This is a genomic window from Algoriphagus sp. Y33, assembly GCF_014838715.1.
In the GTDB taxonomy this organism is placed as follows: Bacteria; Bacteroidota; Bacteroidia; order Cytophagales; family Cyclobacteriaceae; genus Algoriphagus.
In genome coordinates this window covers 1,259,833-1,276,855 of record NZ_CP061947.1, presented here as the reverse complement: position 1 = coordinate 1,276,855, position 17,023 = coordinate 1,259,833, and the positions used below count along the sequence as shown (strand labels likewise).

7 protein-coding genes and 1 pseudogene are annotated in these 17,023 nt (G+C 45.1%); 4 read left to right on the top strand and 4 right to left on the bottom strand.

Annotated elements, in window-relative coordinates; genetic code table 11:
- Positions 1–209: 209 nt before the first annotated feature.
- The 3 genes from ID165_RS05195 to ID165_RS05185 all read left to right on the top strand — a co-directional run bounded on the left by ID165_RS05195 (position 210) and on the right by ID165_RS05185 (position 3,964).
- Positions 210–782, top strand: coding sequence for a TlpA disulfide reductase family protein (locus ID165_RS05195; RefSeq protein ID WP_192351307.1), 573 nt, complete (start codon positions 210–212; stop codon positions 780–782).
- 97 nt (positions 783–879) lie between these two features.
- On the top strand, positions 880–3,216 hold the full coding sequence (locus ID165_RS05190; RefSeq protein WP_192349317.1) for a glycoside hydrolase N-terminal domain-containing protein: 2,337 nt from the start codon (positions 880–882) through the stop codon (positions 3,214–3,216).
- Positions 3,217–3,370: 154 nt separating this feature from the next.
- Complete coding sequence (locus ID165_RS05185) at positions 3,371–3,964, top strand: hypothetical protein (RefSeq protein ID WP_192349316.1); 594 nt, start codon at positions 3,371–3,373, stop codon at positions 3,962–3,964.
- A 148-nt stretch (positions 3,965–4,112) separates the two neighbouring features.
- Here the strand turns inward: ID165_RS05185 and ID165_RS05180 are convergent, their stop codons facing one another.
- Both ID165_RS05180 and ID165_RS05175 read right to left on the bottom strand, forming a co-directional pair.
- Positions 4,113–5,075, bottom strand: a complete 963-nt coding sequence (locus ID165_RS05180) for a type IX secretion system membrane protein PorP/SprF (protein ID WP_192349315.1) — start codon at positions 5,073–5,075, stop codon at positions 4,113–4,115.
- A 78-nt stretch (positions 5,076–5,153) separates the two neighbouring features.
- Positions 5,154–12,734 carry an MBG domain-containing protein gene (locus ID165_RS05175; RefSeq protein ID WP_370539755.1) on the bottom strand — a complete coding sequence of 2,527 codons (7,581 nt, stop codon included), beginning with the start codon at positions 12,732–12,734 and terminating at the stop codon, positions 5,154–5,156.
- A gap of 1,120 nt (positions 12,735–13,854) precedes the next feature.
- On the opposite strand from ID165_RS05175, the pseudogene ID165_RS27070 reads away from it, so the two are divergent.
- Positions 13,855–13,908: pseudogene (locus ID165_RS27070) on the top strand (hypothetical protein); the annotation flags it as partial.
- Between the two features lie 849 nt (positions 13,909–14,757).
- On the opposite strand, the gene ID165_RS05170 reads toward ID165_RS27070, so the two are convergent.
- Entirely contained in the window at positions 14,758–15,708 is a 951-nt protein-coding gene (locus tag ID165_RS05170) for a methionyl-tRNA formyltransferase (RefSeq protein WP_192349313.1), read from the bottom strand.
- A 170-nt stretch (positions 15,709–15,878) separates the two neighbouring features.
- A complete protein-coding gene (locus ID165_RS05165) occupies positions 15,879–16,997 on the bottom strand; it encodes an ABC transporter substrate-binding protein (protein ID WP_192349312.1) in 1,119 nt (372 codons plus the stop codon).
- Positions 16,998–17,023 lie beyond the last annotated feature (26 nt).

Below are 17,023 nucleotides of genomic sequence, written 5' to 3'. Positions count from 1 at the left end.
TTTTAAGATTGTAAAATTGGATGTTCTTAAAATTGAAAAATTTGAATTACTTGTCCGTCGAGGCGGATTAAAATGTTCTGGGTTGTCGGGCTGAGAGAAGTCGAAGCCAAGTTCTCGTCTTCGCTCGAACTGACATACCTTGCAAGTTAAAAATTGACCATAACGCTTGAAGTCCCAAAAATCCCGTAAATCATCTATCTAAAATGAGCATTGATTGGAAAAAAGAAATAAAAAGCTGGGGCATCATGCTCAGCATAGTGGCATTTTTATACTTTACAGGATTGCTGCCAGTTATCATTGGGGGACTGCAATCTGTTCTGCTCTCCACAGGACTCATCAAGCCCAAGATCGAAATCCCCGACCTCACCAACCAGCAATTTGACTATCGGGGGAAATTCCTGACATTTAATGGTGAGGAAATTGACCTGGAAAGCTATAAGGGCAAGACACTCTTCATCAATCTTTGGGCTTCTTGGTGTGGACCCTGTCGTGCAGAAATGCCCCATATTTCTGAGCTTTATAAGTCCGTACAACATGAGCCTGATTTAGAGTTTTTACTAATCGGAATTGATAATGACTTCAAAAAAAGTCAGGGATTTATAGAAGGAAAAAGCTGGGCCTTTCCTACTGCCCATGCAAGTTTTGGACTGAATCAGAGTTTACAAAGCGAGTCTATCCCTACCACTTTGGTAATAAACCCGAAAGGCAAAATCGTCTTTTATCAAGAAGGCATGAGCAATTTTAATACAGATAAGTTTCGGGAGTTCCTACTTTCACAGTAAAAACCCGCCTTCAAGGCATCAATTAAGCAATTTTGAACATTTTGGGTTGGCGACTTCAAAGATTTGTCGTAATCTTATTTTTTTGACCCAATAACCTATGAAAAAGTTCTTGCTGAGCATAGCTCTCACACTTAGTTTATACCCCTTTATTTTAGCCCAATCCCCTTCTGTGCTATGGTACAGTCAGCCTGCAGTGGAATGGGAAGAAGGACTGCCTGTGGGAAACGGCCGGCTTGGAGCCATGGTCATGGGCATACCGGGACAGGAGCACCTGCAGCTCAATGAAGATTCATTATGGCCCGGCGACTATAAAGACTGGGGTTTGGCAGATGGAAAAAGAGCTGATTTAGATCAAATCAGATCCTATTTACTCTCCGGTGACAATAAAAAAGCAGATTCGCTTGTGGTATTGAAATTCTCCAGAAAAGGTGTCACCAGATCCCATCAAACTATGGGAGATTTATGGTTTAATTTCGACTGGATAGAGTCCAAAAATTACAGAAGAAGCCTAAACCTGGAAACAGCCAGTGTTCTAACTCAATTCATAACTGAAGGCTATGAGGTCAGCCAAGAAGTAATCGCTTCTGCTCCGGATGATGCATTGATCATGCGTTTTAAGACAAATCACCCGCAGGGTTTTAATGGACAGATAACGATGAGTCGCCCTGAGGATAATGGCTATGCCACAGCAAAAACGACTGCGCTCAATGGTAAGCAACTCGAAATGTCCGGCATGATCACACAGCGTGGCGGTCAATTGGACAGTAAGCCTGTGGAGATATTAAATGGAGTAAAATTCAGAACGCTACTCTTCGCCCAAAATCAGTCAGGTGAGATTACTACTACCGATTCCACTTTGATCGTGTCAGGAGCAAAGGAATTTACGATCAAGTTAGTCTCGGAAACTTCTTTTTACCATGAGGATTATGAAGATGAAGCAGCCCGCCAGCTTGAAAAAATAGAATTGAAAAGCTGGGGAGAAATTCTTCATTCCCACGAGAAAGAATATGCTTCCTGGTTTAACCGAATGAGCCTCCAATTGGAGTATGATGAAGCTGACCTCCTTGCCACAGACGAACGAATCGAACGTGTCAAAAACGGAGACGTTGATTTACACCTGGAGAAGCTTTTGTTCGATTATGGTAGGTATCTGTTGATTTCTTCCAGTCGTCCGGGCACCAATCCCGCTAATTTACAGGGACTTTGGAACAGGCATATCTCCGCTCCATGGAATGCAGATTATCATCTTAACATCAATTTACAGATGAATTATTGGCCTGCAGATGTGACTAATTTAGGTGAATTAAACCAGCCACTTTTTGCTTTTATGGATGGAGTAATAAAAAATGGAGAAAATGCTGCCCGTGAGAATTTTGATATGGATGGATCCATGATTCCCCATACTACAGATCTTTGGCAAGCTCCATTCTTAAGTGCTGCTACGGCGTACTGGGGAAGCTGGATTGGCGCGGGAGGATGGATAGGCAGACACTATTGGGATCATTATTTATTCTCTCAGGATATAAATTATCTTGAAAATCAAGCTTATCCGGCGCTTTCAGCCATTTCAGCATTCTATTCTGATTGGTTGGTAGAATATCCGGCTGACGGAAAACTAGTCTCCTCTCCTTCCACTTCTCCGGAGAACCAATTTATCAATCCTGAGGGAGAAAGTGTAGCTACTACGATGGGAGCAGCGATGGATCAGCAGATTATAGCAGATGTATTCTCCAGCTATCTAAAAGCTTCTGAGATTTTGGGTAAAGAAACCACTCTTACGGAAAAAGTCCGAGGCCAACTTCCGAATCTTCGTCCGGGAGTTCAGCTAGCTGAAGATGGAAGAATTTTGGAGTGGGATCAGCCCTATGAGGAACATGAAAAAGGGCATCGGCATATGTCTCACTTATATGCCTTTCATCCGGGAGACGCTATTACGTCTAGTGAGACACCTGAGGCGTTTGACGCAGTGCGTAAAACGCTAGAATACAGGCTGGCAAATGGTGGTGCAGGAACCGGTTGGTCACGCGCATGGCTGATTAATTTCTCCGCTAGATTACTGGATGGAGAAATGGCGCATGGGCATATTCAAAAGTTGATTTCCCAATCCCTTTATACCAATCTATTCGATGCTCACCCTCCTTTTCAGATTGACGGAAATTTTGGATATACTGCAGGAGTCGCTGAAATGCTGGTACAATCGCACGAAAATGGCTTGATTAGGCTTATGCCTGCTTTGCCAAAAGCTTGGACAAATGGTAGCGCAACAGGCTTGAAAGCAAGAGGAAACTATACTATAGATATGACTTGGCAGGATGGTGAACTCAAAACTTACAGGATTCAAGCAGGAAAAAACGGTCGAATCCTGGTTTACTATGATGGATCAGAAATGGAATTGGAACTCGAAAAAGGGCAGAGTGTAGAAATTGAATTGTAAAAAACATTGAGCTGCTGATCAGCCCGTTATTGATTACATGCTGTAGGGATGGATATTGTGTAAGAAGTGACTATGAAGTAAAACCTTATCCTGCAATCAAGTTGTCAATCGGTATGATAAAGTTTAAATTACTCTTTCATTAAACCCAAAGACGATGAAAATCCTATTGAGTACTGCAGTGATTTATTTGACAATTTCTCCTGTCTTTTCACAAAACATAGTCATTCCATCCAAAGAAGTTCAGATAAGAACTGCGGTTTTGGCCGCTCCGGAAGAAAAGCAAGAGCATGCAAGAATTCTGGGATATGACGAAAATGGAGAGGTGGTTGAATTGAGAAAAGGCTCAAATGAAATGATTTGTGTGGCAGATGATCCCGGTGGAAAAGGCTTCAGTGCCTCCTGCTATCATTCGGCTCTGGAACCATTTATGGAAAGAGGCAGACAACTTAAGAAAGAAGGAAAGTCATTTCAGCAAATCTTTGATATTAGAGAAGCAGAAGCTAAAAACGGTAAACTCAGCATGCCTAAGGATGGTGCGACACTTTTTGTACTTACAGCAGACGATGAAAGCTACGACAGCAATTCAGGCGAAGTTTCTGACACATTCCTGCGATACGTAGTCTATTTACCGTGGGCAACCTCTGAAACCACAGGACTTCCATTGAAACCAAGTGCCCCGGGAATGCCATGGATAATGGATCCAGGGACACACAGAGCACATATTATGATTACTCCGCCACGGGATTGATCATTAAAGTATAAGTTTTCTTTATATCAGAAAAAGTCCTGTTGCAATAAAAAATGGACTTGCCCCCAATATGTGTCTAACTTTTTGGGAGCACATCAAAAATGTATCAAGACTATTTCGTTAAATATTAGTTTCAGTCTATTTTAGTCTACCACATCACCACCTGACGGGGATCTGTTCTTACATTGTCCCTAAAAAGGCTGAACACTGCAGTGAATTCATGCGTGTTGCCGGGGAGATTGTAACTCGTGGCATTGGGGAATTCGTACAGATAACCTATCCTTAACCGCTTGGTCACGATTCCCAGCTGGGCGTTGGTCGCATAGTCAATCCTATGGCCTATTCCAAACCACAGACGGTCCACCAGCAGGGCCTTGATATTAAACTCGATGTTGTCATCCTGATTCTTTTGCATGCTGTACATCGCATTGGCTATCACTGCGATATTGTCGCTTACGGCACTTCTGTAGCCTGCCTGGAAAATGGAGCTCGCTGGATAGGCATCCATAAATTCGTCACCTGAGATGATTCTTCCACCATTTACCCGATGGATACCATATGAGAAATAGAAGTTGGCGTGTGTCAGAGCAATTCCTAGATTGAAATCCACCACATTCATATTTGAAAATTGCCCAATATACTGTCCCAGTGTAGGATCATTCTGTTCCTCTGTGGTCAGTGCATTCCCATCCAATCTTATAGTCTGGTAATTGAAGCCTGCCCCGAGTCTCAGGTTATGCTTTTCAGACAGCCTGATTCTACTCGCATAGCCCAATGTAAGCTCTGTCTCCCGGAATGCGCCATACGTATCATGCAGTAGATTTATCGAGACCGCATTCTTGCCCATCAGGGCAGGATCCATCTCCCCCGTCAATTCCCCAAAGTCCAATTCCGTGCTGAAAAAGTATGTTTTTGGGGCACCGTCTACCCCTGACCACTGATTCCGTACAAAGCCCCTGACCGTGGAGCCTTCATACCCCGTAAGCCCGGGATTATAATAACTTTGGAAGAGGTTAAAATTGGAAATGAATTTCCTCGACTGGGAATATCCGCAGGTCACGGATCCGATAACCAGGACCGCGGATAGAAAGTATTTAATGTTTTGTCTCATCTGAAAATTAGTATAAATCCAAAAAACGGGAGTCCGGTGTTTAGTAGCTACCGGCTCTCCCAAACTTCATTTGACAGCTTATTTATTAATCAGATTAAGCATGCCGCGTATTACCCCGCCTGTTTCTCCCACTTCAATCACATACAGGTAAGCGCCTACCGGCATCTCTTTGCCGTTAAAGGAACCATCCCATCTTACATCAGGATCCCCGGTGTAGAACATTCTGTCCCCGCCTACGGCAAAGACCGAAATCCTTACCCCGGAATAGTAGCGCAACCCAGGCACTCCCCAGGTATCGTTGATGCCGTCACCGTCAGGTGTGAAGGTATTGGGAACCTCAAGCTGCTCTAGCGGAGTACGTTCACGGGTAATATTAAAGTCTTTGTCCAATACATTCCCCGCCCTGTCAGTCACCCTGAGTGAAACTGTAAATTCTGTTCTGCCTTCTGCCTGTTCCGCACTGCTCCAAAACAAAACCCCATCAAGTACTTCGAAATAATCATTGTCGTAAACTCCCTCCGGAAGAATCAAGGTGTGTTGATCATCGGAGGGATCGACCACAGTGAATGTTCCGATCTCCTGAAAGAATAGGTCAGGAACCGCCACAAAACTGTCTGAGCCCAGCGTCACGTCCTGCGGTGTAGGTTTCACGAGTACCGTGATTTCTAAAATTGGCTGGTGCCCATTCGGATTGGACAAGCCCGAAGACTCTTCCACTGAACCTTTGGAAATGAAGGTTCCTACCATCATCGGGTCATAGCCCGACAGGTCCCAATCCACCGCCAAGTTTACAAACGCTCCCTTGGAGGTAATCGCAACTGCTTCCGCAGGTACTCCCAGTCCACCCGCAGGTGTACCCCAGAGAACCTCCAAGCTTTGGCCTGCAAACCCGATGATGGTATCCCCTTCTTCCGCTTCCCCCATAAGAATTTCAAAGTCAGCTCCCGTAAAGACGACCGTATAATTGCTTCCCGCAGTCAGGGTTCCGATTACGATGGAATAAGTACCCACTTCCTCACCGGGCTCTCTTTCAAGCGATCCCTCCAGCACTGCTTCGTCATCCCCCACTCCAAAATCTGTGACGGTATAAGTCAGTTCGGGATCCTCTTCCCCAAAAACCTTGCTTTGCCCTGCATCTGCGACTACGCTCAAATCAGCTGGCATAATTATCAACTCAGCCGTCAATATCAATTCATCCAGATTGCTCCCCATGATGGTTGCCGTTACCATCTGGCTTCCCACATCCGTTCTGCCATTGTCGGTATAGGACACAGAGGTTCCCGAAGGAAGGGTTCCTACAATCGCAAGTGACTTTTCTGTGCCGTCATAGACAAAACTGCCGTCTTTGAATGTGATTCCCGTGATCTCGGCTGGGGTAATTGTCAGCCGGGCGGTCAATACCAAGTCCGTATAGTTCGATCCCGTGATCGTCGCTGTCACTTCCTGTGTACCCACGTCCGTCCTGCCGTTGTCGGTATAGGACACGGAAGTTCCCGAAGGAAGGGTTCCCATGATTTCAAGTGACTTTTCTGTGCCGTCATAGACAAAGCTTATGTCTTCGAAAGTAATTCCCGTGATCTCGGCTGGGGTAATTGTCAGCCGGGCGGTCAATACCAAGTCCGTATAATTCGATCCCGTGATCGTCGCTGTCACTTCCTGTGTACCCACGTCCGTCCTGCCGTTGTCGGTATAGGACACGGAAGTTCCCGAAGGAAGAGTTCCCGTGATGGCGAGTAATTTTTCTGTGCCATCGTAAACAAAGCTGCCGTCTTCGAAAGTAATACCTGTAACTGTAGCAGGGGTTACCGTCAGGTCTGCTCTCAATACCAAGTCCGTATAGTTCGATCCCGTGATCGCCGCTGTCACTTCCTGCGTACCCACGTCCGTCCTGCCGTTGCCGGTATAGGCTACCGATGTTCCCGAAGGAAGAGTTCCTACAATCGCAAGTGATTTTTCTGTGCCATCGTAAACAAAGCTGCCGTCTTCGAAAGTAATACCTGTAACTGTAGCAGGGGTTACCGTCAGGTCTGCTCTCAATACCAAGTCCGTATAGTTCGATCCCGTGATCGTCGCTGTCACTTCCTGCGTACCCACCTCCGTCCTGCCGTTGCCGGTATAGGACACGGAAGTTCCCGAAGGAAGGGTTCCCGTGATTGCAAGTGATTTTTCTGTGCCGTCATAGACAAAGCTTGTGTCTGCAAACGTAATTCCCGTGATCTCGGCTGGGGTAACTGTCAGCCAGGCGGTCAATACCAAGTCCGTATAGTTCGATCCCGTGATCGTCGCTGTCACTTCCTGCGTACCCACCTCCGTCCTGCCGTTGTCGGTATAGGCTACCGATGTTCCCGAAGGAAGAGTTCCTACAATCGCAAGTAATTTTTCTGTGCCATCGTAAACAAAGCTGCCGTCTTCGAAAGTAATACCTGTAACTGTAGCAGGGGTTACCGTCAGGTCTGCTCTCAATACCAAGTCCGTATAGTTCGATCCCGTGATCGTCGCTGTCACTTCCTGTGTACCCACGTCCGTCCTGCCGTTGTCGGTATAGGCTACCGATGTTCCCGAAGGAAGGGTTCCCATGATTTCAAGTGACTTTTCTGTGCCGTCATAGACAAAGCTTATGTCTTCGAAAGTAATTCCCGTGATCTCGGCTGGGGTAATTGTCAGCCGGGCGGTCAATACCAGGTCCGTATAGTTCGGTCCCGTGATCGTAGCTGTCACTTCCTGCATACCCACGTCCGTCCTGCCGTTGTCGGTATAGGACACGGAAGTTCCCGAAGGAAGATTTCCCGTGATGGCGTGTAATTTTTCTGTGCCGTCATAAACAAAGCTTGTGTCTGCAAACGTGATTCCCGTGATCTCGGCTGGGGTAACTGTCAGCCAGGCAGTCAACACCAAGTCCGTATAATTCGATCCCGTGATCGTCGCTGTCACTTCCTGTGTACCCACGTCCGTTCTGCCGTTGTCGGTATAGGACACGGAAGTTCCCGAAGGAAGAGTTCCCGTGATGGCGAGTAATTTTTCTGTGCCATCGTAAACAAAGCTGCCGTCTTCGAAAGTAATACCTGTAACTGTAGCAGGGGTTACCGTCAGGTCTGCTCTCAATACCAAGTCCGTATAGTTCGATCCCGTGATCGTCGCTGTCACTTCCTGCGTACCCACGTCCGTCCTGCCGTTGCCGGTATAGGCTACCGATGTTCCCGAAGGAAGAGTTCCTACAATCGCAAGTGATTTTTCTGTGCCATCGTAAACAAAGCTGCCGTCTTCGAAAGTAATACCTGTAACGGTCGCAGGGGTTACCCTCAAATCTGCTGTCAATACCAAGTCCGTATAGTTCGATCCCGTGATCGTCGCTGTCACTTCCTGCGTACCCACCTCCGTCCTGCCGTTGCCGGTATAGGACACGGAAGTTCCCGAAGGAAGAGTTCCTACAACCGCAAGTGACCTTTCAGTGCCGTCATAGACAAAACTGCCGTCTTCGAAAGTAATACCTGTAACGGTCGCAGGGGTTACCCTCAAATCTGCTGTCAATACCAAGGTGGTGAAATTACTACCTGTGATCGCCGCTGTCACTTCCTGTGTACCCACGTCCGTCCTGCCGTTGTCGGTATAGGACACGGAAGTTCCCGAAGGAAGAGTTCCCGTGATTTCAAGTGATTTTTCTGTGCCATCATAGACAAAGCTTGTGTCTGCAAACGTAATTCCCGTGATCTCGGCTGGGGTAATTGTCAGCCGGGCAGTCAACACCAAGTCCGTATAGTTCGATCCCGTGATCGTCGCTGTCACTTCCTGCGTACCCACCTCCGTCCTGCCGTTTTCGGTGTAGGACACGGAAGTTCCCGAAGGAAGAGTTCCTACAATCGCAAGTGATTTTTCTGTGCCGTCATAGACAAAGCTTGTGTCTGCAAACGTAATTCCCGTGATCTCGGCTGGGGTAACTGTCAGCCAGGCGGTCAATACCAAGTCCGTATAGTTCGATCCCGTGATCGTCGCTGTCACTTCCTGCGTACCCACCTCCGTCCTGCCGTTGTCGGTATAGGCTACCGATGTTCCCGAAGGAAGAGTTCCTACAATCGCAAGTAATTTTTCTGTGCCATCGTAAACAAAGCTGCCGTCTTCGAAAGTAATACCTGTAACTGTAGCAGGGGTTACCGTCAGGTCTGCTCTCAATACCAAGTCCGTATAGTTCGATCCCGTGATCGTCGCTGTCACTTCCTGCGTACCCACCTCCGTCCTGCCGTTGTCGGTATAGGCTACCGATGTTCCCGAAGGAAGGGTTCCTACAATCGCAAGTGACTTTTCTGTGCCGTCATAGACAAAGCTTGTGTCTGCAAACGTGATTCCCGTGATCTCGGCTGGGGTAACTGTCAGCCGGGCGGTCAACACCAAGTCCGTATAGTTCGATCCCGTGATCGTCGCTGTCACTTCCTGTGTACCCACGTCTGTTCTGCCGTTGCCGGTATAGGACACGGAAGTTCCCGAAGGAAGAGTTCCCGTGATGGCGAGTAATTTTTCTGTGCCATCGTAAACAAAGCTGCCGTCTTCGAAAGTAATACCTGTAACTGTAGCAGGGGTAACTGTCAGCTGGGCGGTCAATACCAGCGTTGTAAAACCAGGACCTGTTATTGTTGCTATTACTTCTTGCGTTCCAACGTTCGTTCGTGTGTTATTATCGTATGAAACCGATGTTCCTGCCGGAAGTACCCCTGCTATCGCAAGTGACTTAGCTGTTCCGTCATAAATAAACGAACCGTTTTCAAAAGTCACACCTGTTACATCAAGCGGTACCACTTCAACAATAGCAGTTGCGCTTGATTGATTGCCATTTACATCAGTTACGGTGAGCGTAACTGTATTTTCTCCAATATCAGACGATCCAAATACCGACTGGCTCAAAGATAAACTAGCCAAACCACAATTATCCGAACTTCCGTTATCTACATCTTCTGCAGCAATGGTTATGGTCCCAATCGGTTCAAGTTGAACCATGATGTTCTGGGTTATCACAGTAGGCGCAATAGTATCCTCTACTGTAACTGTTGCCGTTCCTATTGCGCTATTGCCGTTGACATCAGTCACTGTTAAAATTACCGTGTTTTCACCCTCGTTTGTGCAATCGAAGTCGGATACATTCAACGTCAAACTTCCTATACCAACCCCATCCGTACTGCTGTTGTCAATTTGTTCTGGGGTAATACTTACTTCACCGGCAGCATTCAGTTGAATCGTAATATTTTGAGTAATTACCGTTGGGGCAGAGGTGTCCACTAAGTAATTGTTGGACGGAGTTGTCCCTATCCCCGTATTTCCCCTTAAATCAACATAGCCTGTATTTTCCAGCGTGATCACATTGGTTGCTTCCTCCACTCCATCTGCAGGAGTAAAAGTAGCTGACCAGGTAATTCCATCTGTACTTTCAGGATCACTCAATACCCCATTGGGTACAGCAAAGTCTGCCGCGGTCAGACCAGTTACCGCTTCACTGAATTCTATGGTCACCGGGGAAGTTTCTCCACTTGCCAGCTGGGTGTCGGCTACCACAATTATTGCCGTTGGTCTACGGGTATCAATCCCAAAGTTGTTGGAATCTGTGGTTCCTGTACCTACATTTCCACCCGCATTCTCTACCCCCGTGTTATCCAAAGTTATCACATTGGTCTGTTCCTCTACATTGGCAGTTGGTGTGAAAGTGGCTGTCCAAGTGATGTCTCCATCGGCTGAACTCACAGGGGATAATGTCCCGTTGGAAAAGCTCAGGTCTTGATTACTAAATCCAAAAACCGCCTCGCTGAAAGTGACCGTCACTAAACTTGTTTCTCCTATTCTTAATTCATCTTCAGAAACTACGATGTTTGAGGTAGGTCGGACACCGTCGATAACCAGGTTTTTTTGACCTGCCAAGGAATTTGCACTACCCACGGCCGGAAGGGTGAGAATTGCATCGTCCCCGGAGGTATTTTGAATCACTGATCCATTTAAGGATAATGCTCCTGCGGAAGTATAGTCAAGGTCTGAAGTTTGATCTCCATTCTGTACGGTATAGCTGAAATTAAGCGTGTTTGTTCCTGATCCGGATGTATAGTTAACCTCCCGATCTGTTACTCCGGTTTCCAGACTTAGTGTGGGAGCCCCTCCACTGACAATAACTGCCTGATCAAAAATCACCTGTATAAATAGCTCATCTCCGATTTTGTAGATTCCATTTTCCCCGGACGAAGTTACAGAGGTGACGACAGGATTGATGGAATCAACAATGATTGTGATCACATCCTCATCTTCCTGAGCACCTCCAGAACCGGAGAACCCTTGGTCATTCGTAGTGATCGTAATACCCGCAAGACCGCTGTATCCAGCTGTTGGAGTAAAGGTCATTCCATTAAACGCTGCATTAATATCTGCAATTGAACCTTCCATGCTCAATGCTGCATCGTTGCTTCCTGTTCCGGTGGTAAAAACCAAGCCAGCGGTAGTAGAAAGAGTAATCATGCCATTGGAAGCAGTCAACGAAACAATTACATCTTCAGATCCCACATCTACATCGCTTACACTGATTTGATTTCCACTTCCACTACTGAATTCAAGAGTTACATTCTGATCGGTTTGCTGTGGGCCGGGGATACTGTTGACCGGAGCATCATTCACTGCTGTGACATCAAGTGTGACATTCGCAGAACTTGTTAATGATCCTCCACTTCCTGAATTGCCATTATCATTGATCGTAATGCTTAAGATCACATCAGAAGTTGCATTTAGGGCAGTTGTGAATGTCAATTCTCCATTAGAAATGAAAGAATTGATCGCATCGATATTTCCTTCAATTATTCTGGAACTTGAAGTTCCGCTTACTGCTACACCACTTCCTGGTTCTGCAGACAAGCTTCCGCTCCCTACATTGAATGTCACCGTAACCAAGTTGGTACCTGCATCTGAATCACTAAAGCTGATGCCGGTAAGTGCCCCTGGAAGATCTTCATCCAAAGTAATCGTAAAAGGTGCTGAAATACTTGGCGCATCATTGACCGCTGTTACTGAGATCCGGAACACATCGGAAACATTTCCTCCGTTGCCATCAGAAGCGATCACTTCAATATCAATATTTCCTGAATCAGAATTCCCAGGCGTTCCGCTGAAAGTTCGAGTGGCACCATCAAAGCTTAACCAAGCCGGCAAAGCTGCTCCACCTTCTAATTGAGCAGAGTAAGTCAGGATATCGGCGACATCCACATCATTGAAGGTATTAGCGGCGAACTGGAAATTAAATGCAGCATTTTCAGTGGCATTTTGATTAGGAATTGCATTGGCAACTGTTGGTGCGTCGTTTACATTGGCGACAATGATATCAAACGTATCCGTGACAGTCCCCCCATTTCCATCATCAGCGATCACATCTATGCTCACTATCCCTACATTGGCATTCAGTGGTGTGCCTGAGAAGGTTTGAGTTTCCGTATCAAATTCTAACCATGACGGTAGGCTTCCTCCGCCTGACAATTGAGCAGAGTAACTTAATTCATCGTCAACATCCACATCCTCAAAAGTATCGGTAGGAACCACAAAGTTAAAAGGTTCATCCTGTGTTGCATTTTGATTATCAATCGGATTCGCAACTGTTGGAGCATCGTTGACAGGAGTGATATTTAGTTGGATTTGCCCCAAGACCACGGTTTCCCCTCCTCCTTGTCCGGTATTTCCATTGTCATTCGCTGAAACCGTAAGTGTAGCCACATTTGTGCCGCTCAGATTTGTTGGGGGTGTATAGACTACATTTGTATTTATATTTAAGTAAGCCTCAATATCAGCTACTGTTCCTGAAAAAGTACCAGTGGAAGCGCCAGGTCCAATTATACTCACACCAGTACCGCTTGGGTTAGCATAATTCAACGTTCCTTGGCTTACATTCAGAATTAATGTAACGATGTTATTTCCAGCATCAATATCTGCAAAAGTGGCATCAGAAAAGGCATTGTTAAGGTCAGTATTTACTGCATCCTCCAGCACAGTAACTGAAGCCGGCAATCCTTCAAAGGTTGGGGCATCATTGATCCCGATAATATCAAAAGTCACTGACGCTACCGCTGAAGTTGAGTTGCCATCATTAGCGGTGAAAGAAATTTCACCTGCATCCTCTCCGAATAGATCAGGTGTAGGCGTAAAGGTGGCCGCAATCAATGCTGTATTGATGTCTATCAATGTTCCGGCAGCGGTGAAATTCGCAGAACCGTTTCCATCGCCACCAAAAGTGATCCCTGGTGTACCTAAGGTAAGAATACCTCCGGTAATGGTAAAGGTCAAGGTCTGATCATCCCCTTCCAAGTCAGTCACTCCAAAATCACTCGATAAAAGAACGTTTTCATCATCTTCCTCCACCACTGGAACACCCGGTGGGGTTGCTACCGGAGCCGTATTCGGCGGAGCCACCACAGGTGAACCCACTCCAATATTATTAATCGCAATATACGAGTCTGCACCATCAGCTTGATAAATCCACACCTCGTCGACATCAGAGAATGCAGTTGGAAGATTTCCCGGATTAGACAAAGAGACATATGAGCCATCTGTATTGCCGTCAAAATCGTACGTAGCGGTAGAAACTCCGTCCTTAAACCCCTCAATAGTAAAAGTAGCTCCATCGTAATTACCCCAGTCGTGGAAGTCTATGCCATTAAATGCAAATTCGGCACCATTTTCAGATTTTATATTCCATCCGTAAAAGATTAAGTTAGCTTCAGCTCCATATACAATTATCGCAGGATAACTTGACCAATCGGGTTCGGATGCATCGTGGTATTCCAAAAGATTGGCAGTTAGTCTTGTTCCGGAACTATTAATAGGATAGGCTTGTATATTTATATCACTGATAGATACCGAACCTCCATCACCATCACCTGCGATCTTGTCTCCAAAACCGGTATTATTGGAGAAAGAAAGCACCGGATTGGTATTTAGCAGTACCGATGGGATACTTGGGAAAAAAAGTGAACCTGAGAAACTGTCTTCCAGATTGTCCGGGTAATTAGCGTAATTCCCTAATTCCCAATTAGCAATCGAATTGATAGTGGCAGCACAATTAATCGCCGTGCCATTGAAGGTAGTTGGTCCGCTATAATACCCTTCATCTGAAAAAACTGCTGCAGTTTCTCCAACCACCAAACCGGTCCCCGAAAGGGTCGCAGGAGCAGGTAGACCTCCCACAAAAGCCAAAAAAACACCTGGAGATGCTCGACTTCCTGTAAATGCATAAATCTGATCCCCGATTGCCGTGTTAAATCCGGCATCAGTTTCCACCGCAACGCCAATAGAAGCAGTAATAGGGGAGCCTGGATTATCAGAAGCATTGACTATATCTATAATAGTACCTCCCGGAATGGCCGCTCCTGTATTATTTGTCCAAGTGACATCACCTTCACCCGTGGGAGAGCTAAACTCTGTCCCTGTCCATTCTTCATCAGTGAATACAATCACAGCTCCTGCGGGAGCACTATCTATAAGTAAAAAAGAAAAACCATCCTCACCCCCTGTAGCACCTTCATTGTATGCCACAAATGCAATATCCCCAGGAGCGTTAATTGTGTTGTCTAATGTTTGCGCATTTACTAGAAATGGAACAAAAAACAGTAACCCTGCAAATAGTAAAAATATTTTTTTCATAATGTCAATAAAATATTGTTCTCTCAATAAAAAGATTTTAAAATCCAATTTTAGCCGCTTGAAGTTGATGCTTCCCAAATTTCTCGTTTGGTTTCACTCCAAGTGCTACCAGCTTATTCCCGGTCACGACAGCCTCCGGGGTTTGTATAATATTGATTTTCAAAAATCTATAATCAGAACAAAGCACAAATAATCCCTCCTTTGCACTGGCATGCACCACTGTTCCCGGAGTTAGCAAAGCTGCATTGCGAACATCCGCAGGACTGGTTTCCAAAATTCTCACTAGTGTATTTCTAAAATAAGTAATTGCTCCTCCATAGGAAGGGTTGGAAGCATTTACCAGTGCCTCTATTGCGTCAGCACTTTGGTTTTTCCAGTCGATGGTCAACTCTTCCTGAGTTGGCCTTTTATAAGTACTAGGATTTCTCTCTATAGCTTTACCTTTAAATTCTACTTCTACCAAACCAACCAATCTATCCAAAAGCCCACTTGACATTTGGCTGAGACGCGCGCCTAGCAGTCCATAATTTTCTCCTGGATATATTGAGACTTGTTCTTGAATATATAGTTCACCACAATCCAAGTACTCCTCCATTTTATGAACCGAAAGGACAGCGGTTCTCTCTTGATTTCGTATCATCCAGAAAACAGGATCTCCTCCTGCATAATCCGGTAATCTTCCAAAATGAAAATTAAAGATTCCCAAAACTACTCCTCTTAATAAGGATGTAGGGAGTTTATAAGGAAAGCTTAAACAAATACCCATGGTACATTCCAACTCCCCAATCCATTTCAGCAATTCTTTACCAAGTTGCTTTTTATTGGTTTTAAAGAGAGCGATTCCCTTTTGAGCAGCAAAATCATCTATATACCTAAGTGCCTCATGATCAAAATCAGGGACAACAATAGCCTTGAGTTTCCCTGATTTCTCAAGAGCTATAAGTAATGGAATACTCCATCCGGAATTTGTAAATAAAACAATATTCATATGTTTATAATTTGTTTTTCATAGGTCACCCCGATCAGTCAGGGCAGGCCATGGAATCTCGAATGGCAGATAATCATTGCAGTGTGTGACGATTTTCGTCATGCTCGATTTCATATCTATAAAAAACCCTAAAACTTAATAACAATACCCTCTTTTCACTTTCTTACAAATCACATAAACATATAGGGATTCGTATATTGATTTCGTTCCTGAGATAATTCCAAGATCGAAGCAGGAGGAATATCCCCTCTTTTTCTTGCCGGATGACTCTCAAAATCTTCGCATCTTCCACCCTCATATAGCTTAATCCCAGACTCAAAAAACTTAGTCCCGGCACTGTACCATGTTCTGCCTACCACAGTTTCCTCCTCAAATCCATCCCAAGCAGAATAAATTTGCCTCGGGATATCGGTAAGGTTCTCCAACTGTTGAAGAGCATGATAGATAAGTTGCCCTTGCTGAAAACCTAAGGCGTGATGATGGGTGGGGGACATTCCGATATACTCATTTATTCCATCTACAAGTTTCCTGTACTTCTCATGTTTTTTTGATAATTCGACAAAAGACCAAACATTTCCACCCGACTCATTGTCAGTAACAAATGGAGAAGTAAACAAACAATTGGGCTTCAACTCTATTTTCCGCAAAAACCCATTGATCAATTCCGGATGCAACAATAGACACCAAGCTTTATTGGCATCCAGATTAAAATTATCTTCTAAATCCTGAAGCAATTCCCCTGAGTCGTAGGCTTTGGATATATACGTTTCATATTTATCATACTTTTTCGACTTCAGCCCAAGCATAAATGCCCTGTGTGAATCATATCCAACATCAAACAAAGAAGTCACTATCAACAACTCTTTTTCTTTTAGACTTTCTCCTACATAGTTTCCCAACTCAAAAAAAGACTGCCAAAGCATAAAGGAATGGAAATAAAGGTTGGCAGGTATTTTCTCTCGAGCCACTTTAGTCTCTCCCAATCCACCTATCAGCATTGGCACATTCATTATCTCCGCCATGTTTCCTACTTGCAGCGCTGTATTGAACTCCATCAATCCACCAATCACATCCACTTCATCCAAGGTGATCAATTTTCTGGTTTTCTCCAGACTCACACGCTCCGTCCCAAAACCAATGTCCTCAATCACCAACTCAGCTTTTCTTCCTAAAAAAAGATTATCATGAATGGTAAAGTATAATTTAAGCCCATCCAAAAACTCTTTAGATATAGTAGGATACTCTTTAGACTGAGGTAGAAGAACTCCTATTTTAAAAGAATTCTCCATTTTATTCTTGTTGAGCATAGTAAAAA